21 protein-coding genes are annotated in these 25,602 nt (G+C 34.9%); 8 read left to right on the forward strand and 13 right to left on the reverse strand.

Translation table 11 applies throughout. The annotated features are described in order from the left end of the window. Positions 1 to 9 precede the first annotated feature (9 nt). The 8 genes from LNP04_RS02235 to LNP04_RS02270 form a co-directional block, all read right to left on the reverse strand. Positions 10 to 1,422 (reverse strand): efflux transporter outer membrane subunit, encoded by a 1,413-nt coding sequence (locus tag LNP04_RS02235; RefSeq protein ID WP_229984961.1) that lies wholly within the window; start codon positions 1,420 to 1,422, stop codon positions 10 to 12. A 21-nt stretch (positions 1,423 to 1,443) separates the two neighbouring features. Next, the gene (locus LNP04_RS02240; RefSeq protein ID WP_229984962.1) at positions 1,444 to 4,590 is read right to left on the reverse strand and encodes an efflux RND transporter permease subunit; all 3,147 of its coding nucleotides are present in this window, start codon (positions 4,588 to 4,590) and stop codon (positions 1,444 to 1,446) included. Beyond that, entirely contained in the window at positions 4,590 to 5,774 is a 1,185-nt protein-coding gene (locus tag LNP04_RS02245) for an efflux RND transporter periplasmic adaptor subunit (protein ID WP_229984963.1), read from the reverse strand. Before LNP04_RS02245 ends, LNP04_RS02240 begins: the two co-directional genes overlap by 1 nt. Positions 5,775 to 5,776: 2 nt before the next feature. Further along, positions 5,777 to 6,241 (reverse strand): transcriptional regulator, encoded by a 465-nt coding sequence (locus LNP04_RS02250; protein WP_229984964.1) that lies wholly within the window; start codon positions 6,239 to 6,241, stop codon positions 5,777 to 5,779. Between the two features lie 191 nt (positions 6,242 to 6,432). Beyond that, positions 6,433 to 6,951 carry a GNAT family N-acetyltransferase gene (locus LNP04_RS02255; protein ID WP_229984965.1) on the reverse strand — a complete coding sequence of 173 codons (519 nt, stop codon included), beginning with the start codon at positions 6,949 to 6,951 and terminating at the stop codon, positions 6,433 to 6,435. Between the two features lie 317 nt (positions 6,952 to 7,268). Further along, positions 7,269 to 7,499 (reverse strand): DUF2007 domain-containing protein, encoded by a 231-nt coding sequence (locus LNP04_RS02260; RefSeq protein WP_129537152.1) that lies wholly within the window; start codon positions 7,497 to 7,499, stop codon positions 7,269 to 7,271. A 63-nt stretch (positions 7,500 to 7,562) separates the two neighbouring features. Further along, positions 7,563 to 8,888, reverse strand: coding sequence for an L-lysine 6-transaminase (gene lat, locus LNP04_RS02265; RefSeq protein ID WP_229984966.1), 1,326 nt, complete (start codon positions 8,886 to 8,888; stop codon positions 7,563 to 7,565). Between the two features lie 99 nt (positions 8,889 to 8,987). Next, positions 8,988 to 10,538 (reverse strand): aldehyde dehydrogenase family protein, encoded by a 1,551-nt coding sequence (locus tag LNP04_RS02270; protein WP_229984967.1) that lies wholly within the window; start codon positions 10,536 to 10,538, stop codon positions 8,988 to 8,990. 133 nt (positions 10,539 to 10,671) lie between these two features. On the opposite strand from LNP04_RS02270, the gene LNP04_RS02275 reads away from it, so the two are divergent. Beyond that, entirely contained in the window at positions 10,672 to 10,866 is a 195-nt protein-coding gene (locus LNP04_RS02275; RefSeq protein ID WP_229984968.1) for a hypothetical protein, read from the forward strand. A 48-nt stretch (positions 10,867 to 10,914) separates the two neighbouring features. On the opposite strand, the gene LNP04_RS02280 is transcribed toward LNP04_RS02275, so the two are convergent. From LNP04_RS02280 to ccsA, 3 genes are all read right to left on the reverse strand, one after another. Continuing rightward, positions 10,915 to 11,109 carry an Arc family DNA binding domain-containing protein gene (locus tag LNP04_RS02280; protein WP_229984969.1) on the reverse strand — a complete coding sequence of 65 codons (195 nt, stop codon included), beginning with the start codon at positions 11,107 to 11,109 and terminating at the stop codon, positions 10,915 to 10,917. A gap of 155 nt (positions 11,110 to 11,264) precedes the next feature. Beyond that, entirely contained in the window at positions 11,265 to 12,131 is an 867-nt protein-coding gene (locus LNP04_RS02285) for an SPFH domain-containing protein (RefSeq protein ID WP_229984970.1), read from the reverse strand. A 209-nt stretch (positions 12,132 to 12,340) separates the two neighbouring features. After that, on the reverse strand, positions 12,341 to 15,664 hold the full coding sequence (ccsA, locus tag LNP04_RS02290; RefSeq protein ID WP_229984971.1) for a cytochrome c biogenesis protein: 3,324 nt from the start codon (positions 15,662 to 15,664) through the stop codon (positions 12,341 to 12,343). A gap of 236 nt (positions 15,665 to 15,900) precedes the next feature. Here ccsA and LNP04_RS02295 point away from each other — a divergent pair, with 236 nt between their 5' ends. The 6 genes from LNP04_RS02295 (at position 15,901) to LNP04_RS02320 (ending at position 22,952) form a co-directional block, all read left to right on the forward strand. Next, positions 15,901 to 18,429, forward strand: a complete 2,529-nt coding sequence (locus LNP04_RS02295; RefSeq protein ID WP_229984972.1) for a DNA translocase FtsK — start codon at positions 15,901 to 15,903, stop codon at positions 18,427 to 18,429. A gap of 67 nt (positions 18,430 to 18,496) precedes the next feature. Next, positions 18,497 to 19,144, forward strand: coding sequence for an outer membrane lipoprotein carrier protein LolA (locus tag LNP04_RS02300; RefSeq protein WP_229984973.1), 648 nt, complete (start codon positions 18,497 to 18,499; stop codon positions 19,142 to 19,144). Between the two features lie 67 nt (positions 19,145 to 19,211). Then, positions 19,212 to 20,666 (forward strand): LptF/LptG family permease, encoded by a 1,455-nt coding sequence (locus tag LNP04_RS02305; RefSeq protein ID WP_229984974.1) that lies wholly within the window; start codon positions 19,212 to 19,214, stop codon positions 20,664 to 20,666. Between the two features lie 161 nt (positions 20,667 to 20,827). Then, positions 20,828 to 21,622 carry a hypothetical protein gene (locus LNP04_RS02310; protein WP_229984975.1) on the forward strand — a complete coding sequence of 265 codons (795 nt, stop codon included), beginning with the start codon at positions 20,828 to 20,830 and terminating at the stop codon, positions 21,620 to 21,622. Positions 21,623 to 21,903: 281 nt separating this feature from the next. After that, positions 21,904 to 22,242: a hypothetical protein gene (locus LNP04_RS02315; RefSeq protein ID WP_229984976.1), complete on the forward strand. Its 339-nt coding sequence runs from the start codon at positions 21,904 to 21,906 to the stop codon at positions 22,240 to 22,242. 62 nt (positions 22,243 to 22,304) lie between these two features. Then, positions 22,305 to 22,952 carry a hypothetical protein gene (locus LNP04_RS02320; protein ID WP_229984977.1) on the forward strand — a complete coding sequence of 216 codons (648 nt, stop codon included), beginning with the start codon at positions 22,305 to 22,307 and terminating at the stop codon, positions 22,950 to 22,952. Positions 22,953 to 23,012: 60 nt separating this feature from the next. Here the strand turns inward: LNP04_RS02320 and frr are convergent, their stop codons facing one another. Beyond that, positions 23,013 to 23,567 carry a ribosome recycling factor gene (gene frr, locus LNP04_RS02325; protein ID WP_229984978.1) on the reverse strand — a complete coding sequence of 185 codons (555 nt, stop codon included), beginning with the start codon at positions 23,565 to 23,567 and terminating at the stop codon, positions 23,013 to 23,015. Positions 23,568 to 23,681: 114 nt separating this feature from the next. Beyond that, positions 23,682 to 24,389 (reverse strand): UMP kinase, encoded by a 708-nt coding sequence (gene pyrH, locus LNP04_RS02330; protein ID WP_229984979.1) that lies wholly within the window; start codon positions 24,387 to 24,389, stop codon positions 23,682 to 23,684. A 165-nt stretch (positions 24,390 to 24,554) separates the two neighbouring features. Here pyrH and porQ point away from each other — a divergent pair, with 165 nt between their 5' ends. Beyond that, a complete protein-coding gene (gene porQ / locus LNP04_RS02335) occupies positions 24,555 to 25,547 on the forward strand; it encodes a type IX secretion system protein PorQ (RefSeq protein WP_229984980.1) in 993 nt (330 codons plus the stop codon). Positions 25,548 to 25,602 lie beyond the last annotated feature (55 nt).

Raw genomic sequence — 25,602 nt, forward strand, 5'->3', positions numbered from 1 at the left:
TTAACCTTTTTATTTCCAACCACCGCCTAAAGCTCTGTATAAATCTACTGCCGCTTTCATTTTACTGTATTGTGCATTAGAAATATTCAATTCGGCATTTAAAGAGTTGACATTGGCATTTAAAACTTCAAGGTAATTTGCCATTCCGTAGTTGACCAACTCCTGAGAATAATCAACAGATTTTTTGTATGAATCTAATTCTTTCTGCTTTAAATCAATAAAAGAATCCTGTACCGAAAAAACTCTGATAGCATCAGAAACTTCTTTTCCGGCTGTAAGAACAGTTTTTCTAAAATTTAAATACGCCGTTTCTTTATTTGCCAAACTAACTTCATAATTGGTTTTGATCTGTCTCTTATTCAAAATCGGCTGAGCCAAACCTCCGATCAAACTTGCAAATAGAGAATTCACACTAAACAAATGATCGATGTCAACAGACTGCAATCCTCCACTTCCTGTCAGTTTTAATGTTGGATAAAACTGAGCTTTTGCAGAGTTTGTTAATTCAAAAGCATTCATCAAGCTAAATTCTGCCTGCATTACATCGGGACGGTTTGCCAATAAATTGGCAGGATAACCTAATGCAAAGTTTGCTGGAAGAGTTTGGTTTTCTAAAGTTGATCTTTCAATTGCTTGTGAAGATTCACCCATTAAAAGACTCATCGTGTTTTCCAACTGCTGAATTTGAGTGTCGATATCGATTAATAATGACTGTGCATTATAAACCAAAGCCTGACTTTGCTGAACCGCAACTTCCGTTAAAGTTCCTGCTTCTTTTAAAGCTTTCGTAGTTTCAAGATTATTCTCACGAACTTTTATAGTTTCGTTAATAATCTTTTTTTGATTGTCTAAAGTCAATAATTGATAATAACTTGAAGCAATTGAAGAAACCAAATCACTTTTTACAGACTGGTGTGCGGCAACATTTCCTAAGTAAGTTGCTAATTGCGCTTTTTCCTGGGCTTTTAATTTTCCCCATAAGTCAGCTTCCCAAGCGATACTTCCGGTAATGTCAAACTGGTTGACATACCTTCTCTCTCCGATGATCTGTCCAAATTGAGTGTTTAAAGATTGAGTCTGAAAAGTATAACCAGGCCCTACCGTTAAAGTCGGTTGATAGGCAGCTTTACTCTGTCTCAGATACGCTTCTGCAGAAGTAATGTTCTGCAGAGCGATTCTTATATCTAAATTGTTTTCTAAAGCTTTAGAAATATGCTTTTGAAGGATAGGATCGGTAAATATTTCTTTCCAGGAAACATTTGCCGTGCTTGTGCTATCCTGCGGAAGCATATCTGTACGGAAGAGTTTTTCATCTACTACAGCTGCAGGTCTTTCATACTCCTTTCGTACATGGCAAGAAGTAATAACCAGAGCGGTGAGCACTGAAAAAGCAGTTCCTTTTATTATTGATAAATTTTTCATTATTTAAATCTTAAAGATTTCTTATTCAGCTAGATTGATGTCTTTTGGTTTGATCGGCTTGATTTTCTCCTGCAAAGTCTGGAAAACCACGTATAATACAGGAATTACAAAAACTCCTAAGATCGTACCTATCAATAGTCCTATCGAAGCACCAGTTGCGATTGATCTGTTACCGACAGCACCAATTCCGCTTGCTAAAACCAACGGTAGTAAACCGAAGATAAATGCCAATGATGTCATCAAAATCGGTCTCAATCTCGCTTTAGCTGCATTGATGGCAGATTCTACAATCGTTTCACCATGATGTCTTCTCTGAACTGCAAATTCGATAATCAAAATTGCATTTTTCGCCAATAATCCGACCAACATGATTAATGCAATCTGGAAGTAAATATTGTTTTCAAGTCCCATTATTTTCTGTCCGAAATAAGCTCCCATCACCCCAAGAGGAAGTGAAATTACCACAACTAGGGGCAGAATGTAACTTTCGTACTGAGCAGAAAGAATGAAGTATACAAACACCAAACTTAAAGCAAAGATCAGTAAAGTCTGAGATCCTGAACTTAATTCTTCTCGTGTAAGACCTGTAAATTCAACATCATAATTCTGATCTAAAGTTTCGCTCGCAACTTGCTGAACTGCCGTAATCGCATCACCAGAACTGAAACCGGCTTTGTTGGCTCCCGTAATTTTTACTGAAGTAAATAGGTTATAACGCCCTACTGATTGCGGACCATACGTTTTAGTTAATGTCACAAACTGTGAAATCGGTGACATTTCTCCTGAACTTGTCTTTACATAATACTGGTTAAGATCTTCTGCACTTACTCTGTTTTCAGGAAGAGCCTGAATCATTACTCTGAACTGTTTTCCATATTTGGTAAAGTCAGCACCATAAATTCCACCGATATATCCCTGCATCGTAGCCAAAATATCATTCACAGAAACTCCTTTTTGCTTAGCTAAAGGAACATTGATCTCCATCATGTATTGCGGATATTTTGTGTTGAATGAAGTCTGGGCAAATTCAATTTCCGGTCTCTTCATTAAGTTTCCGATAAATTCATTTGTTTTAGCATCCAAATCAGCAAAATCGCCTCCTGATTTATCTAAAAGCACCATCTCAAAACCAGCACTGTTACCAAAACCGGGTACACTTGGAGGTTGGAAGAATACTACCTTCGCATCCGGCACTTTTCCTGCCAGACCAAATAATCTTTTCGAAATTTCTTCTGATGATAATCCATCACCTTTTCTATCGTCAAATGGTTTTAATTTAACGAAAGCAAGACCATTATTACTACCATTTCCTGACAATAATCCTCTACCCGTAGAAATAGTGACATTCTGAATTCCAGGAATTTTAAGAGCGTCTTTCTGTAAAGTTTTCAAAACATTATAAGTTCTTTCCATAGATGCTCCCGGCGGAAGTTGTACATCTGTAAAGATAATTCCTCGGTCTTCTGTAGGTACGAAACCTTTTTTCATGCTTCCGTTTGCCCAATAGATAATTCCACAAGTGCCCACGAGAATTAGTAAGGTCACCCATTTATGTTTAATTAAGAAATTAAATCCTCTTCCGTAACGATCTGTTGCAGTTTTAAATCCAATATTAAATTTATAAAAGAACTTCTGAATGAAATTTTTATTTTTATAATCTTCGTGATGATCTTCGTGTGGTTTTAAGAATAATGAACATAAAACCGGACTCAATGTCAATGCGTTTACAGCTGAAATAATGATCGCAATAATCAAAGTGATCCCAAACTGCTGATAAAATACACCGGTTGGTCCTGTAATAAACGTTACCGGAATAAATACCGCCGCCATTACCAAAGTAATAGAGATGATCGCTCCTGTAATTTCATCCATCGCCTCAACGGTTGCTTTCTTAGCATTCGAAATACCGTTTTCCATCTTAGCGTGTACAGCTTCGACGACGACAATCGCATCATCTACCACAATACCGATCGCTAATACCAATGCGAAAAGCGTTAAAAGGTTTAATGAATATCCAAATAAATTCAGGAAGAAAAATGTTCCCACAATCGATACCGGAACCGCAATCGCCGGAATCAAGGTTGATCTGAAGTCCTGTAAGAAAATGTAAACCACAATAAATACCAGGATAAACGCTTCAATCAAAGTATGAATTACTTTTTCGATAGATGCATCCAAGAATTCATTAGTATCAAAGTTGAAAGTATATTTTACACCTTCAGGATATGAACTTTCATTTTCTTTAAGCTGTTTTTTGATATTTTCAATAATCTCCTGCGCATTTGATCCCGGAGTCTGGAAAACCCCCATACTGATGGAAGGATTATCGCCATTTTCACCAACACCTGAATAAGAAAGTCCACCTAATTCTACTTTAGCAACGTCTTTCAACATTAAATTTTGTCCGTCTGGAAGAGATTTAATGATAATATCATCATACTGCTCCTTTTCACTGAATTTTCCGACATATTTAATGATATATTCAAAAGAACTTCCACTGTTTTGACCTAAAGATCCCGCAGCAGCTTCTCTACTTTGGTCATTAATGGCAGTTGTAACTTCAGTTGGTGTGATTCCATACGCTGCCAATTTAGCAGGATCTAGCCAAACTCTCATCGAGTAGTTTTTTCCACCAAATACGTTGGCTTCACCTACTCCATTGATTCTTTGAAGATTTGGAATAACGTTGATATTCAGAAAGTTCTGAAGATAAACGTCATCAATATTTTTATTCTCAGAATAGAAAGAAAGGTACATCAATGCACTCGTCTGCTGTTTCTGAGTTACCACACCCGCTCTTGTCACTTCACTCGGAAGTAACGGGGATGCTCTTGCTACACGGTTTTGTACGTTTACAGCAGCAATATCTGCATCAACTCCTTGTTTAAAGAACACCTGAATCTGAGCCGAACCATCATTACCTGCTGTAGAAGTAATGTAGTCCATTCCTTCAACACCGTTGATCTGTTCCTCCAAAGGAACAACCACACTCTTCATTACGGTTTCAGCGTTGGCTCCGGTATAGTTTGCTCTCACACTCACCGTAGCCGGTGCAATGTCTGGATACTGTGTAACCGGAAGCGCTGTAAGTCCCAAAACCCCGAGAATTACGATCAGGATGGAGATTACAGTGGATAAAACCGGTCTGTTAATAAAGTTTTTTATCATTAGAATTTCGGTTTTACTGATTGAACAAGACTATCCATGCTAACTTTTTTAGGTTTTACGGCAGTTCCTGGCTTAATGTTTCCAGTTCCTGCTGCAATAATGACTTCACCTTTTTTAAGTCCGGATTTTATTAAAGCTAAATTGTCTATTCTTTCGATTACTTCAACAACGGTATTTCTTGCGGTGTCTTTTTCAACTTTATAAACGTAAACAATGCCTTGCTGTTCGTAAGTTGCACTTTCCGGAACCACCAAAACGTTATCAAATGTTTTAGGGAATCTTATCGTTCCGCTATTTCCGTTGCTTAAAAGTTTCTGTGCATTTTTGAATGCAACTCTGAACTGAATAGTTCCCGTTGTTGGATCAATAGAACCCGTAATCGCTTCAATTCTCCCCTTTTCAGGATAAATACTTCCGTTTGCTAATTGAAGTTCAACCATCGGAAGATTTTTAATTTTTTCAGGAACACTTGCTCCGACAGATTTTTCAAGGAAGTCAAAATATTCTTTTTCATTCATTGAAAAATAAGCGAAAACTTCTGAAGTATCTGAAATCGTAGTTAGTGCTGTCTGGTCTGTTGGTCCAACTAAGCTTCCTACTTTTAATGGTAATTTACCGATCACCCCAGAAATAGGCGCACGGATAATTGAGTAATCAACGTTAGCAGCTGCTCCTTTGTAATTGGCATTGGCTTGTTGTCTCGCAGCGATTGCCTGCTGAACCTGAGCTTGTGCCTGAGAAAGATTTGCCTGAGCCGTCTGAAGCTGAATATTGCTGATAATATTTTTTTCAACCAAAGGTTTCAGCTTATTTACTTCAACCTGAGCTGCGTTTACTGCCGCTTGAGCCGCTGCGATATTCGATTGTGCGGCACCTACTCCTGCTTTCGCTGCTGCTGCAGTTTCGTTTAAAGTATTCGTTTCTAGACGGAATAAAGGTTGTCCTTTTGTAACATATTGACCTTCATCTACCAAAACCTGAGTGATGTACCCCGAAATTTTAGCTCTCACGTCATTGTTTACTCTACCTTCAATACTTGCAGGGAAGACATCATATCCCGTTATATTTTTATTTTCCGCCGAAATTACTGGATATGGTTTTGGACCATCCTGTTTCGGAGCTTCTTTTTTGCAGGCAGTCAAAGAAAATGCTGCTACAGAAAATAGTATAAGCTTGTTTGTCATTTTTATAGTTTATTAAGAGATTCCTGAATATTTATGATATTTTTATTTAAAAGAGATTTGTAGACTTCCATTTTATCTTCAAAATCTTTATCATCTACTTTCTTTAATTTTCTGAATTTCCGAAGGTCTTCTATCAAGTTGAGTTCGTCCTGCATTTTTTGAACAATTTTTTCAAACCTCACTTTCTTGTATTCGCTGTTGGTGTAGAAATACCTTCTTCGCTCATCTATTTTATTTACATCAATAATCAATTGAGCATTGAGAAGTAATTTGATATTGGTGGAAACCGAACTTTTGCTTGCTGAAAAAACATCCACAAATTCATCAAAAGTAATTCCTACCTTTTCAAAATCGAAAATTAGATAGGAATAGATTTTAGAAGCCAATGGCGGAAGATTGAACATCGTGCTGCAAAACTTTACTGCATCCTGAAAGATCTTCTCGTCAATTTCTATACTTTTATTCATATGTAGAAATTTATTTTTAATAACAGCTATATAATTGTTTAAGTAGATTGTTGACAATTACAATTCATAGCATATTAATTCTGAGCAAAAGTAAAACTTAGTTCGGAACTAAACGAACAAACTCAATAGAGTTTATGAATATATAGTTTCTTAAAGAATCAATTGAAACAGATTTAACCTTTTGAATTTTTTTAAATCAATACTTTTTCGAATGCTTTTCTTACTCCACCAGCGAGGATTACTTCACCACAATAAGTATAGCCTTTTGACTCAAGAATTTTCAGCATTGCAGCATTATCATAGTTCGTATCAACTTTGATGCTTTGAACATTTTGAGATTTTACATAATCTTCAATTTGATCGAATAGTTTTTTGGCAAGACCTTGCCCCGCAAACTTTTCCGAGACTGCAACTCTATGTATGACAACAAATTCACCATTGGTAAGCCAGGCTCCGTCTATAGTACTGTAGGCTGGTTCATCATTGAAAATCAAGGCAACATAGACCGCAATTTCATCATTGACTGTAAGTACAAAACCAAAATTTTTAGCAATATCACTTTCAACTGTTTGCTCATTGGGATAACCGTTTTGCCATTGGGTACTGCCATCAATTCTTCTTCGTTCAATAGATTGTTGAATGATTTCCCAGATGATATCTTTGTCTGAAGTTTCAGCTTTCCTGAATTCGAAGGTATTATTTTGAGTCATTGAGTTTATTTTTTAATATTTAAAATTTTATTGAATGTCCGTTATTAATAATAGTATCTAATTTTAACGCAAAGTTCGCCAAGATTTTTTAACTACTAACTGCTTTTTAAGTTACACAAAGCCGTTTCACTTATTAAAGCTTTCAAAGTTTTTCACCCATTACGAATTATGGACAATCAGAAAAATTTTTATCTGTAATGATTTATTATTTGACAATCGATAATTTTATTTTTAAAATTTGGCAAAAAAAACCGAAAACTAATTTGAATTAATTTTCGGTTCCGAAGTAGTAAAATTTAAAATTATGAAATTGATTTTTATTGATTCTGATTTTGTTGAAGATAAGCATCAATTACATCAAATGCTTTCTTCTCATCCTGCAAATCTACCATTACCTTCAGCGATGTCGCAGTAGGAGTTGTAGTGAAAGTAAGATAATTATTTTCTACGGCATTGGTAATTTGCGCATCTTCTAATTTAGACTTGATCAACTGAATTTCTGAAGGTTTATCGCTTTCAAAAACTGATACTCTCGTGTTACGTTCCATATAATATACATTTTGAGTATCTAAATATAGGACGTTTTTTTTACAATTCCAAATTTTGAAATTTTAAATTTTATTAATATTGCTATCAATTTTGTCTAAAGCAATCTGAATTTCTTCTTTTGTAACGTTCAAATGAGGTCTGAAACGGATAGATTGATCACCACAAGAAAGTATGATTAATCCGTCTTCAAACAAGATTTCTCTCAATTCATTTCTTTGTTCCTGTGTTGGCAAATCAATTGCACACATCAACCCTCTTCCTCTAGCGTTAGAAATTTTCTCAGGATATTTTTGAGCTAAATTTTGTAAGCCTTCTAATAAATATTCGCCCACAACTTTTGCATTTTCAACCAGATTTTCTTTTTCAATTACTTCCATTACTAATTGGAAACGCAGCATATCAATAAAGTTACCACCAAAAGTTGAATTGATTCTTGAGCTTTCTCTAAAAACATTGTTTGGAACTTCGTCAAACTTTTCTCTGTTTGCCAAAACACCGCAAACCTGCGTTTTTTTACCAAAAGAAATAATATCCGGTCTTACACTGAAATGTTCAAAAGACCACATTTTTCCGGTGATTCCGATTCCTGTTTGCACTTCGTCAAAGATTAATAAAACTTCGTGCTCGTCACACAGTTTTCTTAATTCAACAAAAAACTCATCTCTAAAATGATTGTCGCCACCTTCAGCCTGGATAGGTTCGATGATAATACACGCAACTTTGTCAGGATTTGATAAAATTGCTTCACCAATATTTAATAATGCTAATCTTTCATTATTGATGGTTTCTTCAAGATTTTCTTCTGTAATCGGGAAAGTCAGTTTCGGGTTCAAAATTCTTGGCCATTCAAACATCGGGAAATACTGATATTTTCTTGGGTCTGAAGTATTCGTTAAACTCAAAGTGTAACCGCTTCTTCCATGAAATGCCTGTCTGAAGTGAATGCAGATTCCTGCTTCAATATCAAGACCTTTATCAAAATTCTTTCTTGTTTTCCAGTCGAAACATGCTTTCATCGCATTTTCAACGCCCATTGTTCCGCCTTCAATGAAAAATGCATATTGAAGTTCTTCCGGCATGACAACTCTTTCAAAAGTCTCCAAAAAGTCTGCATATTCTTTAGAATAAACGTCTGCCAAAGTGGGTTTATTGATGGCCATTTTGCCTAACCATTCAGATTTTTCAACCAGATAAGGATGATTATATCCAATCGAAGCCGAGCCAAACATTGAAAACATATCCAGATAATTTTTACCTGTAAGTGAATCATGAATCCAAGATCCATGAGAGTTTTCTATGTCCATGACAAAATCAAAACCGTCTGCCAGAACGTGCTTTCCTACGATTTCTTTTACTTTATTTATTTTTGTTTCTACTGTATGTTCCATATTGTTGTGATTGAATAATTAAAAATATTTAAAGATTTAAAAATTGTGAATGCTTGTTTTTTAAATCTTTAAATAACTTGAATATTTTAATAAAATATTTTATAAATCAAATTTGATTCCCTGTGCCAGTGGAAGATTTGCTGTGTAATTAATCGTGTTGGTTTGTCTTCTCATGTAATATTTCCAGACATCAGAACCAGATTCTCTACCGCCTCCTGTTTCTTTTTCACCACCAAAAGCTCCACCGATTTCAGCACCTGAAGTTCCGATATTTACGTTGGCAATTCCACAGTCTGAACCGGCCTGAGAAAGGAATAATTCAGCCTCTCTTAAATTCTGAGTCATTATTGCCGAAGATAAACCCTGAGGAACATCGTTCTGAATTGCGATTGCCTGTTCTAAAGTTTTGTATTTAATTAAATATAAAATCGGTGCAAAAGTTTCGTGCTGTACAATTTCAAAAGAATTTTCAACTTCAGCGATACATGGTTTTACGTAGCATCCTGATTCGTAATCTTTTCCTTTCAAAACTCCACCTTCCACAACAAATTTTCCGCCTTCCTGAATACAGTTTTCAATGGCTAGTTCGTATTGATTCACTGCGTGAACGTCGATAAGCGGTCCAACGTGCATGTTTTCATCTAAAGGATTTCCAATTTTTAATTGTCCGTAAGCTTTTACCAAACGGTTTTTCACTTCATCATAAACATCTTCATGAATAATCAATCTTCTTGTTGATGTACATCTTTGTCCTGCAGTTCCAACAGCTCCAAAAACAGCTCCGATGATTGACATATCCAGATCTGCATCTTTAGAAATGATGATGGCGTTGTTTCCACCCAATTCTAAGATTGATTTTCCGAATCTTTCAGCCACTTTAGATGAAACCATTCTTCCTACTTTGGTTGAACCCGTGAATGAAATTAATGATACTCGTTTGTCATCAACTAATTTTTGCCCGATCTCGTGATCTGAAACCAAAACACTCGAAATACCTTCCGGAAGATTGTTTTCTTTTAAAACTTCCATCATGATATTCTGACAAGCAATTGCACAGAAAGGAGTTTTTTCTGATGGTTTCCAGATCGTAACGTTCCCGCAAATCCATGCTAAAGCAGTATTCCAAGCCCAAACGGCAACAGGAAAGTTGAAAGCGGTAATTACTCCCACAATCCCAAGCGGATGATATTGTTCGTACATTCTGTGACCCGGTCTTTCGGAATGCATGGTGTACCCGTGAAGCTGTCTTGAAAGACCTACCGCAAAATCGCAGATGTCGATCATTTCCTGAACTTCACCAAGACCTTCCTGCAAAGATTTTCCCATTTCGTAAGAAACGAGTTTCCCCAAATCGTCTTTATATTCTCTTAATTTCTGACCCAATTGTCTTACAAACTCTCCTCTTTTAGGAGCTGGGATCATTCTGAATTCTTTGAAAGCTTGTTGTGCAGTTTCAATTACCTTGTCATAATCTTTCTCTGCTGAAGTTTTTATTTTTCCGATTAATCTTCCGTCTGACGGTGAATAACTTTCGATTGTTTTCCCGGAAGCAAAAAATTTACCTCCCATGGAAGTTCCTTTATTTTCATCTTTTATTCCGAGATTTTTTAAAGATTTTTCAATTCCGAAATCTTTGATTTTTTTTGACATAAATGTTACTTTTCGTTTTGCCTAAGATAAAAAGAATATTGGGAATGATGAAATTTTTGTGATTTAACATTATTTTTATTTGGAATCATTATAAACATATTTATCTTTGTAACATAATTATACACTTTCAGAAATGGAAACCAATAAATCTGTACAAGAACCTGATGAAGAGAAAAAATCCAGATGGAAGCAACTTATAAAGAAATTCGGGATTGGTGGTATCATTTTCTTTACAGTGAAAGGAATTATCACTTCTACGCTCATTTATTTTTTAGGTAAAAATTTCTGGACGATCATCAGTGATTATTTTTCCGGAATTTTTCAATAAAAAAAGCAAAGAATATCTTCTCTGCTTTTCATTTTAATTAAACTTATTCTATTCTTTTTTCTTCCTCCCGGAATTGACTAAACTTTGATTGAGCAAATATTCTATTTGTCCGTTTACACTTCTGAACTCATCATTTGCCCATTTTTCAAGTAACTTATAAGTAGACTCATCAATCCTGATGACAAAAGATTTTTTGCCTTTTGCCAGGGTTTCTGACGAGTTTTTTGGGTTCTGAGATTTCATTTTTTAGCAGGTTTAAAAACTAATTATTTTAAGGCAAAGTTCGCAAAGATTTTTTTACTACTAACTGCTTTTAAGTTCGCTAAGGCGTTTCACTTAGCGAAGAACACGGAGTTTTTTTAAATTAAATTAATTAAAATATCCTTTTTAACTCAACTTTAATTGTACAATGTTCCTGCATTTAAAATCGGTTGTGCTGCTTTTTCACCACAAAGAACGACCATCAGATTGCTTACCATTGCTGCTTTTCTTTCGTCATCCAATTCAACAATATTTTCTTCTGAAAGTTTCTTTAATGCTAAATCTACCATTCCAACTGCACCTTCTACGATTTTTGTTCTTGCTGCCACAATTGCTGTCGCTTGTTGTCTCTGAAGCATTGCTCCTGCAATCTCCGATGCATATGCCAAATGAGAAATTCTGGCTTCCTGAATGATAATTCCTGCTTTTGAAAGTCGGTCTGTCAATTCCTGTTCAAGAATTGAATTGATCTTTTCACCACCTTCTCTTAATGTGATCGGAGCATGATCGTCTTCCAGATTATCATAAGGAAAACTCATTGCCAAATGACGAACTGCTGCCTCGCTCTGCATTTTTACAAAATCTGAATATCTTTCAACATCAAAAGCTGCTTTGTAAGTATCTCCTACTTTCCAAACCATTACAACAGCGATTTCGATTGGGTTCCCCATCTTGTCGTTGACTTTTAATGTTTGTCCCTGAAGGTTTTCAGAACGAAGAGACATTTTTTGTGATGAATACAAAGGGTTGATAAAAAATAATCCGTTGTCTTTTACCGAACCAACATATTTCCCAAAGAAATTCAAAACTCTTGAATGGTTTGGCTGAATAATCATCAAGCCTTTCATAAAGAAACAGCTCAACAGAAAACATGCAATTGCCAAAATAACAAATGTGATATTTTCGTCAACTCCGATAATAAAAAGGTAGCCTGAAGCTCCTAGTAATACTAAGCAAATAACGAGGGCAAGATAGCCAGACATAGGTTTTAAAACTTTTTCCATGATTTTTTATTTTTAAATTGATATTAATTTGATATCATAAAGATATGTAGAAGTTTTGAATTATGAATTGTAAGTTTAAAATTTTTTCAAATGATAAAATTTTAATTTTCGGAATGTTCTTTTTTCCTAAGTCATGAAATTTGAAAATAAAAAAACTCCCGAAAAATTAATTTTTCGGGAGTTTTAAATATCATATATATATTAATGATTTACTTTTTCTTTAAAGCAATAAATTTAAAGTAAGACACTAATGCTAAAGTAAACATGGCTGCTAGGCCTATATATACCCAAGCCGGAATTGGAACAGGATCACCTGCTGCATAAGAGTGAAGTCCACTCAAGTAATAATTTACTCCGAAATACGTCATAACCATTGAGCAGAAAGCAAACATTGTTGCTACGCTGAATGCCCATCTGCTTCTCAATCCCGGAACCAACCTCATATGTAAAACAAATGCATACACCATAATTGAAATAAATGCCCAAGTTTCTTTTGGATCCCAGCTCCAGTATCTTCCCCAAGATTCATTGGCCCAGATTCCACCTAAGAAGTTTCCTACTGTTAATGCAAAAAGTCCGATTGTTAAAGACATTTCAGATACAATTGCCAATTCTTTTAATGTAGAATCATTATGCAATTGGAACTGTTTTTTATCTGTAATAATATAGAATATCAGTGTAATTACGGCAATAATCATCGACAATGCGAAGAAACCGTAGCTTGATACAATAATGGCAACATGCACAACTAACCAATAAGATTTAAGAACTGGTGCCAATGGTGTAATCTGCGGGTTAAGTGCTACTGCTCCATGAGCAAAGCCCATCATAATTACCGCAACCATAAATCCTGCTGCCGGAATTAATGCATTAGAATGGTTTTTAGTTGACAATTTCTTTTCAGAATCTTGTTGTTTCAATTTTGGATTTCCGAATCCGAAATAGAACATCATCCCTGCAGAAACTCCTATCCATGAAATGAAAATAATTGCTTCATAGCCGTTACTCCAAGGAGCGTGGCCAGAAATATACCATCTTGCAATAAGTCCTAAAAAGTGAACAATGTAACCTACAAGTCCGATATAAATAATTCCTTTGATTATTTTGTTAAGAATTTTGGTGGGCTTAAATAATTCCACAAAACCTAAAACAAAAACTAATCCGCCAATGATGGTGTAGAAAATTAATAAGAAAAAGTTGATGTTTGCTTTATTGATAAAAACTTCTAAATCTACTTTTGATTTTGAAGGAACGACCGCTTTACCCCACTTCTGCTGATAGTCTGACAATTTTTTTAATTCAGCATCTGCTTTGCTCCAATCTCCTGTTTTCTGAGCCTGAAGCGCTTCTGCGAAATATGGTCCCATTACTTTCTGAGATTCCATATCCGGTTCCATTTTTTGGTCAAGCCAAGAATGCCAAGTATGATTCGGGTCATTTTTCACAGGAACGATTCTCATGAATTGTCCGCTGAAAAACTCATTGAAAATCTGAACTTTTTCGTTTAATTTAATAATCTCCTTGTCATACTCCGATTGTAATGCCGGTTTTTTACGGAATGCTGTGTTATATTCTTCATCTAAAATATAAGTTAGATTTCCGTTAGCATCCGATGGAAATAAATTCATCAAAGTTGTATAACCATCTTCATTTGCCTTTACGCGTTTTAAAAGAGCTTTCCCTCCTTTCGCATCTACTTTTATAAGAGGAACCATCGTCCAGCTTGGTGTATCTGTATTAATTGACAAAAACCATTGTTCAGCTGTCAAATATTTTCCTTCAGTTCCTTTAAATTTATCTTTTTGGTAAAGTTTTCTTAAAATATCTAAAGCCTGTGTATTAATTGGAACAATTCTCCCCTCGTAATTCTGCACCAAAAGATAGCCAAACTTGTCTGCGTGCTCTTTACTAATTTTATTTTTCGAAATAATCTCATCCGGCGAAATTATTTTCATCTTCGTCAAAGGAGAAGCTAAAGAATTCTGTTGATTTCCTTGTGGCTGAGCTGCTTGAGGAGCTACTTCATGGGTATGGCCATCTCCTTCTTTGTGTACATGGGTGCCACTTCCGTCGTCTGTTCCATGCATTTCAATTTTCTGAGCGCTTAATGTTAAGCTCAAGAATAATAAAACAACTGTTGCTGCTCTTTTCTTATTAATGTCTTTCAGCATTTTATTAAGTTTCCAGAAATGTGTTCCTTTCCAGAAAAACATCACAAACATCCCTCCAAATAAGAATGTATAACCAATATAAGAGATTAAAGTTCCCCAGTAATCATGGTTTACAGAAAGCAAAGTTCCCATTCTATCCGGCGTATAGCTTGCCTGGAAAAAACGGTAACCTTTATAGTCAAGGATATTATTCATGTAAATTTTATAGGGTGTCTGTTTTCCTTCGTCAATTACTTTTACGTGACTTTCATATGCACTGGGAGATGAACTTCCAGGGTAAGTTTCCATCACGAAATCATCTAATTTTATTGCAAAAGGTGTGTTGTAGATCTTAGGACCAAAACCAACCATAATATTCAATCCATCCATGGTCACTTGTTTGTAAGCGTTTGGATTTCCTCTTTCCACAGAAAGTTCTACGATTTGTTTTGTTTTCGGACCTTGAAGTTCGATAGTCATTGCATCGGGAACGTTCTGGTCTTTCTTTTTATCTCCTTCAAATGCTATTAATTTTCCTTTTCTAAGAGGTTCAGGAAAAACTAATTTTAGTTCATTAATATTATACAAACTTCTTAAAACCAAAGGTTGAAACTGATCTTTTACAGTTGTCCCTGTAGCCTGAGTTGCCATTGTCATAAAGTTGGCATCAACAGGAGTTTTAATAAAAATCTGTCCGTTTTCTTTTTTAAATTCAACTGCACCATCAATAGCTCTGTTGAACGTTACCAAAGTTCCGTTGATTGATTTTGTTTCTCCGGATTTGATGTAAATGTTCTGTCTTCCCGTTTCAGCTGTAGAAACTAAATGAAGATATTCTGCACCGTTTTGATCAGCAACTAAACTATCCTTTTTTCTTTGAACATAATCCAAAGTTTTCACTTTAATTTCCTGTCCGTGGAAATCATATGTTGCATTAAAGTCTTTGTGTAATGGTGACATTAGATAAGGAACATCCTGATAATTCAGTACATCGCCTTTATTTTCAATCTGAATTTTAAAGAAATGTTTGTCTGTTACAATTTCGTTTGAAGTTTCACCTTCTCTGATGGTCATTTGCCCTTCAAAACTGATGTATCTTGTAATGGCACCACCGATAAAAATCAAAATAAAAGAAAGGTGGAAAACCAAAACCGGCCATTTTTCTCTTTTCCACAGACGATATCGTGCAATGTTTCCGATGAAATTCAAAATAAGAAGAACCATAATCAGTTCAAACCATTTAGCTTCATAAATTAAAGCTTTTGCAGCAGGTGTTCCGTAGTCGTTTTCTAGGAACGTCGCATAAGCCATCGAAAATGCGTAAACCAGCAATAGTACTGCCATTGTTCTGGTTGAAATAAGAATATCTTGGATCTTCTTCATGATTTTTTTTACTAGACATGCAAAAATAAGGATGATAAAACGAAAGGCAGAGAAAAAAAGCTGTTTTTTGTCATTAGAACCCCATGAAACTGTTATTTTGAATCGTTCTTAATAGTTTTAAATTCTTTGCTGAAAATCTAAAATATCTGTGAATCAGTGCAGAAATAAGACTTTGTTTTGACGAAAAAAAACAGGCACAATATTAAAAAAACACTAAATTTGCCGAGATTGACATTATGGAAAAGAAAACACAAAAACCGCAGACCGATTCGCCTGAAAAAGGCAAAATTTTATCGAAGCCACGCATCTTTTTCGGATTAACGTTTATTGTTTTTTCGGGAGTTCTGGCGCTTTCTTTCATTTCATATTTAATGAATTGGAAATCAGATCAAAGCCAAGCCGGAACGATGCTCGACAAAAGCATACAATCTTCCAATATTTTTGGGAAATTGGGCGACTGGCTGGGCAATATTTTTATATTTGAAAGCATTGGTATTGCCTCATTTATTGTTGCATTCCTTTTTGTGGTTTTCGGGACAATGATTCTGAAGAAAAAAATCTTTAAGCCGTGGATGACTTTCGGACATTCATTGTTCTTTATCTGTTGGCTTCCCATCTTCTTCGGAGCGATTACAAAAGGTCAGGGAAATGCCGGAGTTTTAAGTGGTGTTTACGGTTACCAAATAATGGATTCTTTAAATGCAATCATCGGAAGTGTTGGTCTTTGGCTGGTTTTGGTGGTGAGTATTGCTTTATATTTTATTCTTGAGTTTAATCTTCGTCCAAGTTCAATCAAATCAAAATTTAACGAAATCAATGAAAATACGATTGGCAGAGTAAAATCGATGATGCCAAATTCTAGTGAAAATTTTGAAGCAGATGAAGAGTTAGAAAGCGAAATTCAGGATTCTCCATCAAATGTTACTGTAACTGATGTTTGCGGCAATGTCAAAATGCAAGAAACTGCAAAACCTGCGAAAGTTTCAAATGAAATTCAGCCTTCTGTGAATATAGAAACCATCGTAACGCCTAATCAGACTTCATTTGAGGAAATTAAAAGAGATTCTTCATCAACATTAAGTTTAGATTTAAATACAAAACCTGTAATTCCTGTTGCTAGGCCTGAAGAAGCTTTTGATATGAAACCATCAACTCCTTCAACCGACGGAATTAAATTTAATGTAGAAGTTGCGCCGGCTGTTGAGATTTTGACTGATGCTGAAGTGCACTCAAACGATTTGGTAGAGAAACACGGTCTGTATGATCACCGTTTGGATTTGCCTAAATTTCAGATGCCGACTTTAGATCTTCTGAAAGATTATGGAAATGAAGAAATATCGGTTAATAAGGAAGAATTAGAAGAAAACAAAAATAAAATTGTTGGATTATTAAAGAACTTCAACGTTGGAATTGCTGAAATTAAAGCGACAATCGGGCCAACAGTTACATTATACGAAATCGTACCTGAAGCAGGAATCAGAGTTTCTGCGATTAAAAAGCTGCAGGATGATATTGCGTTGAATCTTTCTGCTTTAGGAATCAGAATTATTGCTCCAATGCCAGGAAAAGGTACCATCGGAATTGAAGTTCCGAGAAAAAATCCTACAATGGTTTCTATGCGTTCGGTAATTGCTTCGCAAAAATTCCAGAATACAGATATGGATCTTCCTGTTGTGTTTGGAAAAACAATTTCCAATGAAGTTTTCATGGCCGATTTGTCAAAAATGCCTCACCTTTTGATGGCTGGTTCTACAGGTCAAGGTAAATCTGTTGGTATTAATGCAATCCTGACTTCCCTACTTTACAAGAAACACCCAAGTGAATTGAAATTCGTAATGGTGGATCCTAAAAAAGTAGAACTTTCTTTATATTCTAAAATTGAAAGACATTATTTGGCGAAACTTCCCGATTCTGATGATGCAATTATTACAGACACTCACAAAGTAATCAATACGTTGAATTCTCTTTGTGTAGAAATGGATCAGCGATATGATTTGCTTAAAAATGCTTTCTGTAAAAACTTAAAAGAATACAACAAGAAATTCAGCGAAAGAAAATTAAATCCTGAAAACGGACATCGTTATTTACCTTACATTGTTTTGGTTGTCGATGAGTTTGCCGATTTGATTATGACTGCCGGAAAAGAGGTTGAGCTTCCTATCGCAAGATTAGCACAGCTGGCAAGAGCAGTAGGAATTCACTTGATTGTTGCTACTCAAAGACCTTCTGTAAACGTAATTACAGGGATGATTAAGGCGAATTTCCCTGCAAGAGCGGCGTTCAGAGTTATTTCAAGTGTCGACTCAAGAACGATTCTTGATTCTCCGGGTGCAGATCAGCTGATTGGAAAGGGTGACATGCTTTATTTTAACGGTAATGAAATTTTAAGACTTCAGTGTGCTTTTATTGATACTCCAGAAGTAGAAAAGCTGGCAGAATTTATTGGGGAACAAAAAGGGTATGCTTCAGCTTTCATGCTTCCGGAATATGTGAGTGAAGGAGCAGCAAACTCTGTAGGAGCATTTGATCCGAATGAAAAAGATCAGTTATTTGATGAAGCTGCAAGAATTATTGTTTCTACACAGCAAGGTTCTACTTCAATGCTCCAGAGACAGTTGAAATTAGGTTACAACAGAGCAGGGAGAATTATGGATCAGTTGGAATCAAGTGGCATCGTTGGCGGATTTAATGGAGCTAAAGCGAGAGAAGTTCTAATCAGCGATCTGAATTCTTTGGAACAGTTTTTGGAAGACCTGCGAAATTAAAAACAGATAGACATACTTTAACTTTTGTTAGTTGAAAGGGTCTAAGTAGTAGAAAATTTAGAAAAAAATGAAAAAAATAATATCAAAAATAGTATTCGGAAGTTTTGTAGTAGGAAGTATGGCTTTTGCTCAGGCTCAGAAAATTGATGCTAAAGCAAAAAAAATATTAGATGATGTGACGGCAAATTACAAATCTAAAAAGAATTCTTATTTCAAATTTGCTTTTGGAAGCGGTGTAAACGGTGTTGTAAGTAAAAACGAACCCGGAATTTACTACTCAGCTGGTGATAAATACAAGTTGAAAATCATGGAGACCGAACAGATTTTCGATGGCAGCAAAATTTATAATATCAACACAGAAGATAAGGAAGTAACGGTAGCAAAGCCTAATGAAAGCTCAACGATGTTCTCACCTATCAATTATCTTACTTCTTACAGAAAAGATTACAACGTTACGTATAGCGGTAAAAAAACGGTGGATGGTGTAAGCGCAGATTTCATCACATTAACTCCGGTAAAAGCGAACGGATTAAAATCAATCTACATTTTTATTGATGGAACCAAAAAGCAAATGCTTAAACTCGAACAGCATGGAAACAATAAAGATATTGCGGTAATTTCAATTAAAGAATACAAAGAAAACCAGCAATTAGACCCGAATATGTTTGTTTTTGATAAAAATAAATTCAAAAATTATCTTGTTACAGAATTATAATTCTAAATATATATTAAAATTTAAAGTCACAAAGGAAACTTTGTGGCTTTTTCATTAATTTTGGCGAATGTTTAAAATATTAGACCGATACATCATTAAAACCTTTTTTGGTCCGTTCTTTTTTATATTCAGTGTTTTGTTTTTCATTTTTATTGTAAACATTATCTGGATTCAGCTTGGGCAATTCATGGGAAAAGGTCTTACCACGTTTCAGATCATGAAGCTTCTTTTTTATCTGGGAGTGAATGTGGTAAGCATGGTTTTACCTTTGACGATACTTCTGGCAAGTATCATGTCTTTTGGTGAATTTGGCGAGCGCTACGAATTAGCTGCCATGAAAGCTGCCGGAATTTCATTGACGAGAGTAATGATGCCGCTTTTAGGGGTTGTGACTTTATTGGCAATCTTACTCTATCTCTTCTCCAGTAATATAATTCCCGATTTTCAAAGGAAGGCTAGAAATATGCTTTTCAATATTGCACAGACCAAACCTGCATTGAATTTTACACCGGGTCAATTTATCGATCAAATTCCGGGATACATGGTGAAATTTGATAAAATTGAAGGTGAAGACGGGCGTGATCTTGAAGGAATTTTCATTCATAAAAAAGCAAGTACATTCGAAAATCAGCAATCAATCGTTGCAGAAAAAGGAAAATTTGTAACACCTCCGAATAAAAATTATCTGCAGTTGGTTTTATTTAACGGTTACGTTTTTGAAGACAGCTATGCCGGAAAAGCAGAAAATGTAAGATTAAAACAACCTGATCAGGCTATAAAATTTGATACGCTGGTTTCTCATTTTGATGTCAGTGAAATCATCAACAAAGCAATTGAACAAGAGAAAATTACTGAAGATTTCCGTTTTCAGTCGTTTGAAGAATTATTTGGCACAATTACTAAAACCAAAAAAGACAATGCTAAATTGGTTAGCAATATCAGTACAGAAGTAATATCTCAAACAAGCTCTGTTGTGAGCTATATGGATAAAAATAAGTCGAAAGCTCCTGTAAAATCTCAGTATAAATTTGATACCATCAAAAAAGATAAAAAGCTTGAGATGATTTATAATGCACACAGCAGATTAGACAATCTTAAGACAACGCTGGATTCAAAAAATCAGGAACTTAATTCAAGTGTAAAATATTTTAATAAAGTGGTGATCTATCAGCAGAGAATGATTACTTATTCATTTACGTGTATTATTTTCTTTATGATTGGGGCGAGTTTGGGATCAATCATCCGAAAAGGAGGAATGGGTGTTCCCGTAATTGTAGCGATTGTAATTTTTATTATATTTTATGTAATCAATGTTGGTTTTGAAAACGTAGCTTGGTCGGGAAAAATGAGTCCTTATTTGGCGGCCTGGCTTCCGAATATGATCCTCTTTCCTTTTGGGGTTTTGATGACTTATAAAGCGTTGACAGATTCTCAATTATTTGATGCTGAAAAATACAAAGCTTTCTTAAAGCCTATTACGAAGCTTTTTGTAAAGGATAAAGAACATAAAAGATATCAGTAATATCATATCCGGAGCTTGTCTCCGGATTTTTTTGGTTAAACTGAATAATTATTTAAATTAATTACTTTGATTTTAAATTAAATTTCAATCAAAATATTTTAAAATATTAAATTGTCAAAAAAAAATCTCATATTTATCAACTAATTTAAATGAAATTAATAATGAAAAAAGTTTTACTGTTTGGCTTGTTCAGTTTGATGACTTCAAGCGTGTATGCACAAGAAGAAAACACAGATTACGAACTGAAAGCCGATGAAAAGTATGGCTACGTTGTCGATAAAAACGGAAAGAAAATTGAAGGAATCGTAAGACTGGCGGGAAGCGATATGAGTCCGTGGGTCAATCAGAAGAAAGTGAAATTCATTGCTACAGCTGATATCGACAAATCTAAGAAAAAGCAAAAGTTCAAAACAATGGATTCTGATGATTTGAAAGAATACGTTGCTTACGACGACAGCAATAACGAAAGACATTTTGAAGTGGTAAAATATACCAATACCAAAGAAGGTTTCAACACAGCAACAGGCGGATTAAGCGGAAACATCAAAGCGTTTAATAATCTTACCAAAAGTAATCAGTTTGCAGAAGTCGTGACAGACGGTAAAATAAAGGTTTATAAATTATACGGATACCCTACCACTTTCTCAGCCGGACAAAGTCAAATTGACAAAGCTGACCAGGAAACTGAAAGAATGAGAAAAAACCCTTCTTTTATTTATTCTAAAAAAGGTAGCAAGTTGAAAGAATTAGATCTTAAAGAATCAAAAATCATCACCGCAGATTGCAGCTATGTAAAAGGAAAAATTGCAAGCGGCTCTTATGCTTCTCTGAAAAATGATGAGAAAAAAAGATCAGGTTTAGGAAGATTGATCAAAAGTCAGATTGATGATGTGATGTCTAATGTTCCTCAGATCGTAGATGAAGTAATTTTAGATTATAACGAAAACTGTAAATAGTTTTTTTCAAATAGAAATTGAGCAACTGCTTTTGCGGTTGCTTTTTATTTTAAATCAAGTTGGTAACGAACAGTATTTTTTCACAGTTAAAATCATATTTTTTATTACCTTTAATTAAATTATTTAAGAATGTTCATTTTTAAATACAACGCTAAAATCATCAGTCATTTTGTCATTCTGGAGGAATCAAAACATAGCTTAGATTCCTCCGGAATGACAAACAAACCGTTAAAAACTAAGTCATTACTAATTACGTTCATTAATCATTTAATTCTTTTCAAATGAAAAAATTATTATTCATCTTATTAGTCAGTACGAGCGTTTTCACCTTTGCTCAGCAAAATGATAAAGAAGCTTACATCAAAAAAGAAAGTATTGGTGGAAAGCTTGATTTTACTAAAAGAATTGAAGAGAAATACCGCAACGAAACGTCAATCTCATTTGGTAAAGAACACTTCAGTAAAAAGGATTATGCAATTCTACTTTGGGCTGCCAACGTGAGAACAGCTGGAATTGAATCTTTTGACCAAGCCGCGAAAATTTGGGAAGAGGTGAATAAAAGAAACTTATCTGCAGTTGAAAAGAAAGCTTTGAAAACAGGTTTTGAATCTGAATTTTAGAGATAATATTTATAACTGCACATTTTTTGTTTGAGAAATCATCGAATCTTAAAATCATTACAATGAAAAAAGCACTTCTGATTTCCGGCTTACTTCTGATTTTTTCGTGCAAAAAAGAAAATGAATTAAAAACTGTTGAAAATTCTAATTCTTCAGACAGTTTAAACTTAAAATCAAATGTCGATTCTTTAAATTTAAAAAATGATTTAAGCTCAGTTGATGGAATAAAAAAAGAATATAATCTGATAAATTCAAAACTCCTTGCAAAGAAGTTAGATTCTGTTGGTTTTAAATATGAGTGCGAAGAAAGATCAGGAAATGTCGTTTATTATTCCGAAAACGGAATTTTAAAAGTCATTAAACAATTCACTGCAGACAGCCATTTTTCTTCTACAGAAAATTATTTCGTTAATGATAATCAACCGTTTTTTGTATTTAAAGATGAGACCGTTTGGAGTTTTGACGGCGGTACACCCGAAAAACCAGAAACGAAAGATGACGTCACTCAGCAAAGAATGTATTTTTCAGACAATAAAATCATTCAGTGTTTAGAAAAAAAGTTTACCATAAAATCCAGCGCTGCAACAAAACCGAATCCTGAAAATATTCCCAATACAGAAAGTAAAAATTGTTCTGCAAAAGAAGTTCAGGAAACTTTCGCATTACTTCTTAAAAATAAAGATAAAAAAGGCAGCATAAAATGTCTGTAAAACAAAAAAACGTGGCCTCGAAATATTCAAAGCCACGTTTTGTATAATTAAAACCGAAAGTTATACTTTCATAATTTCAGCTTCTTTTGTCTTAAGATGGTCGTCACAAAGCTTTACATGTTTGTCTGTAAGTACCTGAATTTCTTCTTCAGTACTTTTTACAGCATCTTCAGAAATACCTTCCAGCTTTTTTAGTTCTTTGATACCGTTTTGTCTTGCGTTTCTTACAACGATTTTAGTATCTTCAGTTTCAGCTTTAGCTTGTTTAGCCAGTTCTCTTCTTCTCTCTTCTGTTAAAGGCGGAACATTAAGAATGATATTTTCACCATTATTAGATGGAGCAAAGCCTAGATTTGAATTGATAATTGCTTTTTCTATCGCTCCGATCGCAGTTCTATCCCAGGGTTGAATTGAGATGGTCATCGCATCGGGAATAGAAACGTTCGCAACCTGATTAAGAGGAGTCGGGGCACCATAATATTCTACCATCACATCCTGAACCATATTCGTAGATGCACGTCCCGCTCTGATTCTTTGAAATGCATGATCCAAGTGCTTGATAGCCGCTTCCATATCATGTTTTACAGATTCTACGATAAGATCTAATTCTTCCATTATATAATAAAAATTTGATAAGTTACACATCAATAAATATGAGCAATAAGTAATGGTAATAATTAATTTTGACTAAATAATCCTTTTTACTTTTGCCTATTATTTTTTTAATTCTTAAATATTAACTAAAGTTCCTACATTTTCTCCTTCTACAATCTTTACCAAATTACCATCTTTATTCATATCAAATACAATGATGGGCAATTTATTTTCGTGGCTTAAAGTGAATGCAGTCATATCCATCACTTTAAGATTTTTCTCGAATACTTCGTCGAAAGATAATGAGTTGTATTTTACAGCATTTTCGTTTGTCTCAGGATCGCTGTCGTAGATTCCGTCTACTCTTGTTCCTTTTAAGATAACGTCTGCGCCAATTTCAATAGCTCTTAAAGTCGCTGCAGTATCAGTTGTGAAATAAGGGTTTCCTGTTCCCGCTCCGAAGATTACTACTCTACCCTTTTCAAGATGTCTTACCGCTCTTCTTTTGATGAAAGGCTCAGCTACTTTGTCCATTTCGATGGCAGATTGCAATCTTGTTTTGATTCCTGCGTCTTCCAAAGCGCCTTGCAACGCCATCCCGTTGATTACTGTTGCAAGCATTCCCATATAATCGCCCTGTACTCTGTCCATTCCAGCTGCAGCTCCTGCAACACCTCGGAAAATATTTCCTCCTCCAATTACGATAGCAGTTTCGCAGCCTAAGTCAACTACCTTTTTTATTTCCTGAGCATACTCCATCAGTCTTTCGGGATCGATACCGTACTGTCTGTTCCCCATCAATGCTTCACCACTCAGTTTTAGAAGGATTCTTTTATATTTCATCTTTAAATTTATAATAGTTTTTGAGAATTAATTTCGTTAAAAATTAACTTTGCAAATATAATCAATATAAATATTGAAAAAAGAAAAATATTTAATACTAAATAATGAAGTAAATATTTTGATAAGTTCGAAAAAGGATTATTTTTGCATTAATTAATTACTGATTTGAAGAAAGTTCTAATTTTTTCACTATTTCTTTCGGGAATTGTTTCATTTGCTCAAACTGGAACAAATGTATATCCGTTTCTGAATATTCCGGTTTCCGCAAGACAGGCTGCTTTAGGCGGCGACGCAATTACAACGAGAGATCACGATGTCTCTTTTGCCATTGCCAACCCTGCTTTGCTGAATAAAGAATCTGATAAACAACTATCTGTAAATGCCACGGCATATCTCGCAGACTCAAAATACGGAACCATTGCTTACGCCAGAGATCTAGATAACGGTCACATGGTAACGGTAAATGCTCGTTATATGAGCTACGGAAATATCCCAAGAACGGATGACAGCGGTTTTGAAATGGGAGAATTCTCAGCTTCAGATGTTGCTGTGGGTGGTGGATATGCATACCAATTTGAAGAAGACTGGACGATTGGTGGCGGATTAAACTTTATTACTTCAAAAATCGATACCTACACTTCTTCTGCATTGGCAGGAACTTTAGGAGTTACCTATCATCCAAAACGAACTAAAGAAGTTGTTTCTGTAGTTATAAGAAACTTCGGTTATCAGTTTAAATCTTTCAACGGCGAAAGAGAAAACCTTCCTTTCAGAATAGATTTAGGATATACTAAAATATTAAAAGCATTTCCTTTAGCAATTACCATTACCGCTCACGATTTACAACAATTTGATATTTCTTCAGATTTGAATGTAAACGGCCAAGAAGTAAATGCGGGACGCAAAATTGCCGATCACTTCTCTTTAGGCGCGGAGCTTTTCCCAGAAAAAAGTTTTAATTTCAGATTGGGATACAACGTAAGAAGAGGAAATGAATTGGCAGTTGCCGATCAAAGAAATTTCTCAGGGCTTTCTGCCGGTTTCGGACTCAAAGTTTCAAGATTCCGTATCGATTATGCACATGTGAGATATCACAATTCTTCTAATGTTAATCAAATCGGAATTTCTGTAGATCTTAGCGGTCATCAAGGAGAATAATTTTAAATTTATAACTTAAATTTTTCAAGAATACAATGTAGATTTTCTTGCATTT

The organism is Chryseobacterium sp. C-71 (genome assembly GCF_020911865.1).
Classification (GTDB): Bacteria; Bacteroidota; Bacteroidia; order Flavobacteriales; family Weeksellaceae; genus Chryseobacterium.

What these genes read in the sequence shown, in the direction of transcription:
- LNP04_RS02235 (WP_229984961.1), bottom strand. Translation starts at nt 1,422, where the DNA reads ATGAAAAATTTATCAATAATAAAAGGAACTGCTTTTTCAGTGCTCACC.
- LNP04_RS02240 (WP_229984962.1), bottom strand. Translation starts at nt 4,590, where the DNA reads ATGATAAAAAACTTTATTAACAGACCGGTTTTATCCACTGTAATCTCC.
- LNP04_RS02245 (WP_229984963.1), bottom strand. Translation starts at nt 5,774, where the DNA reads ATGACAAACAAGCTTATACTATTTTCTGTAGCAGCATTTTCTTTGACT.
- LNP04_RS02250 (WP_229984964.1), bottom strand. Translation starts at nt 6,241, where the DNA reads ATGAATAAAAGTATAGAAATTGACGAGAAGATCTTTCAGGATGCAGTA.
- LNP04_RS02255 (WP_229984965.1), bottom strand. Translation starts at nt 6,951, where the DNA reads ATGACTCAAAATAATACCTTCGAATTCAGGAAAGCTGAAACTTCAGAC.
- LNP04_RS02260 (WP_129537152.1), bottom strand. Translation starts at nt 7,499, where the DNA reads ATGGAACGTAACACGAGAGTATCAGTTTTTGAAAGCGATAAACCTTCA.
- lat (WP_229984966.1), bottom strand. Translation starts at nt 8,888, where the DNA reads ATGGAACATACAGTAGAAACAAAAATAAATAAAGTAAAAGAAATCGTA.
- LNP04_RS02270 (WP_229984967.1), bottom strand. Translation starts at nt 10,538, where the DNA reads ATGTCAAAAAAAATCAAAGATTTCGGAATTGAAAAATCTTTAAAAAAT.
- LNP04_RS02275 (WP_229984968.1), top strand. Translation starts at nt 10,672, where the DNA reads ATGGAAACCAATAAATCTGTACAAGAACCTGATGAAGAGAAAAAATCC.
- LNP04_RS02280 (WP_229984969.1), bottom strand. Translation starts at nt 11,109, where the DNA reads ATGAAATCTCAGAACCCAAAAAACTCGTCAGAAACCCTGGCAAAAGGC.
- LNP04_RS02285 (WP_229984970.1), bottom strand. Translation starts at nt 12,131, where the DNA reads ATGGAAAAAGTTTTAAAACCTATGTCTGGCTATCTTGCCCTCGTTATT.
- ccsA (WP_229984971.1), bottom strand. Translation starts at nt 15,664, where the DNA reads ATGAAGAAGATCCAAGATATTCTTATTTCAACCAGAACAATGGCAGTA.
- LNP04_RS02295 (WP_229984972.1), top strand. Translation starts at nt 15,901, where the DNA reads ATGGAAAAGAAAACACAAAAACCGCAGACCGATTCGCCTGAAAAAGGC.
- LNP04_RS02300 (WP_229984973.1), top strand. Translation starts at nt 18,497, where the DNA reads ATGAAAAAAATAATATCAAAAATAGTATTCGGAAGTTTTGTAGTAGGA.
- LNP04_RS02305 (WP_229984974.1), top strand. Translation starts at nt 19,212, where the DNA reads ATGTTTAAAATATTAGACCGATACATCATTAAAACCTTTTTTGGTCCG.
- LNP04_RS02310 (WP_229984975.1), top strand. Translation starts at nt 20,828, where the DNA reads ATGAAAAAAGTTTTACTGTTTGGCTTGTTCAGTTTGATGACTTCAAGC.
- LNP04_RS02315 (WP_229984976.1), top strand. Translation starts at nt 21,904, where the DNA reads ATGAAAAAATTATTATTCATCTTATTAGTCAGTACGAGCGTTTTCACC.
- LNP04_RS02320 (WP_229984977.1), top strand. Translation starts at nt 22,305, where the DNA reads ATGAAAAAAGCACTTCTGATTTCCGGCTTACTTCTGATTTTTTCGTGC.
- frr (WP_229984978.1), bottom strand. Translation starts at nt 23,567, where the DNA reads ATGGAAGAATTAGATCTTATCGTAGAATCTGTAAAACATGATATGGAA.
- pyrH (WP_229984979.1), bottom strand. Translation starts at nt 24,389, where the DNA reads ATGAAATATAAAAGAATCCTTCTAAAACTGAGTGGTGAAGCATTGATG.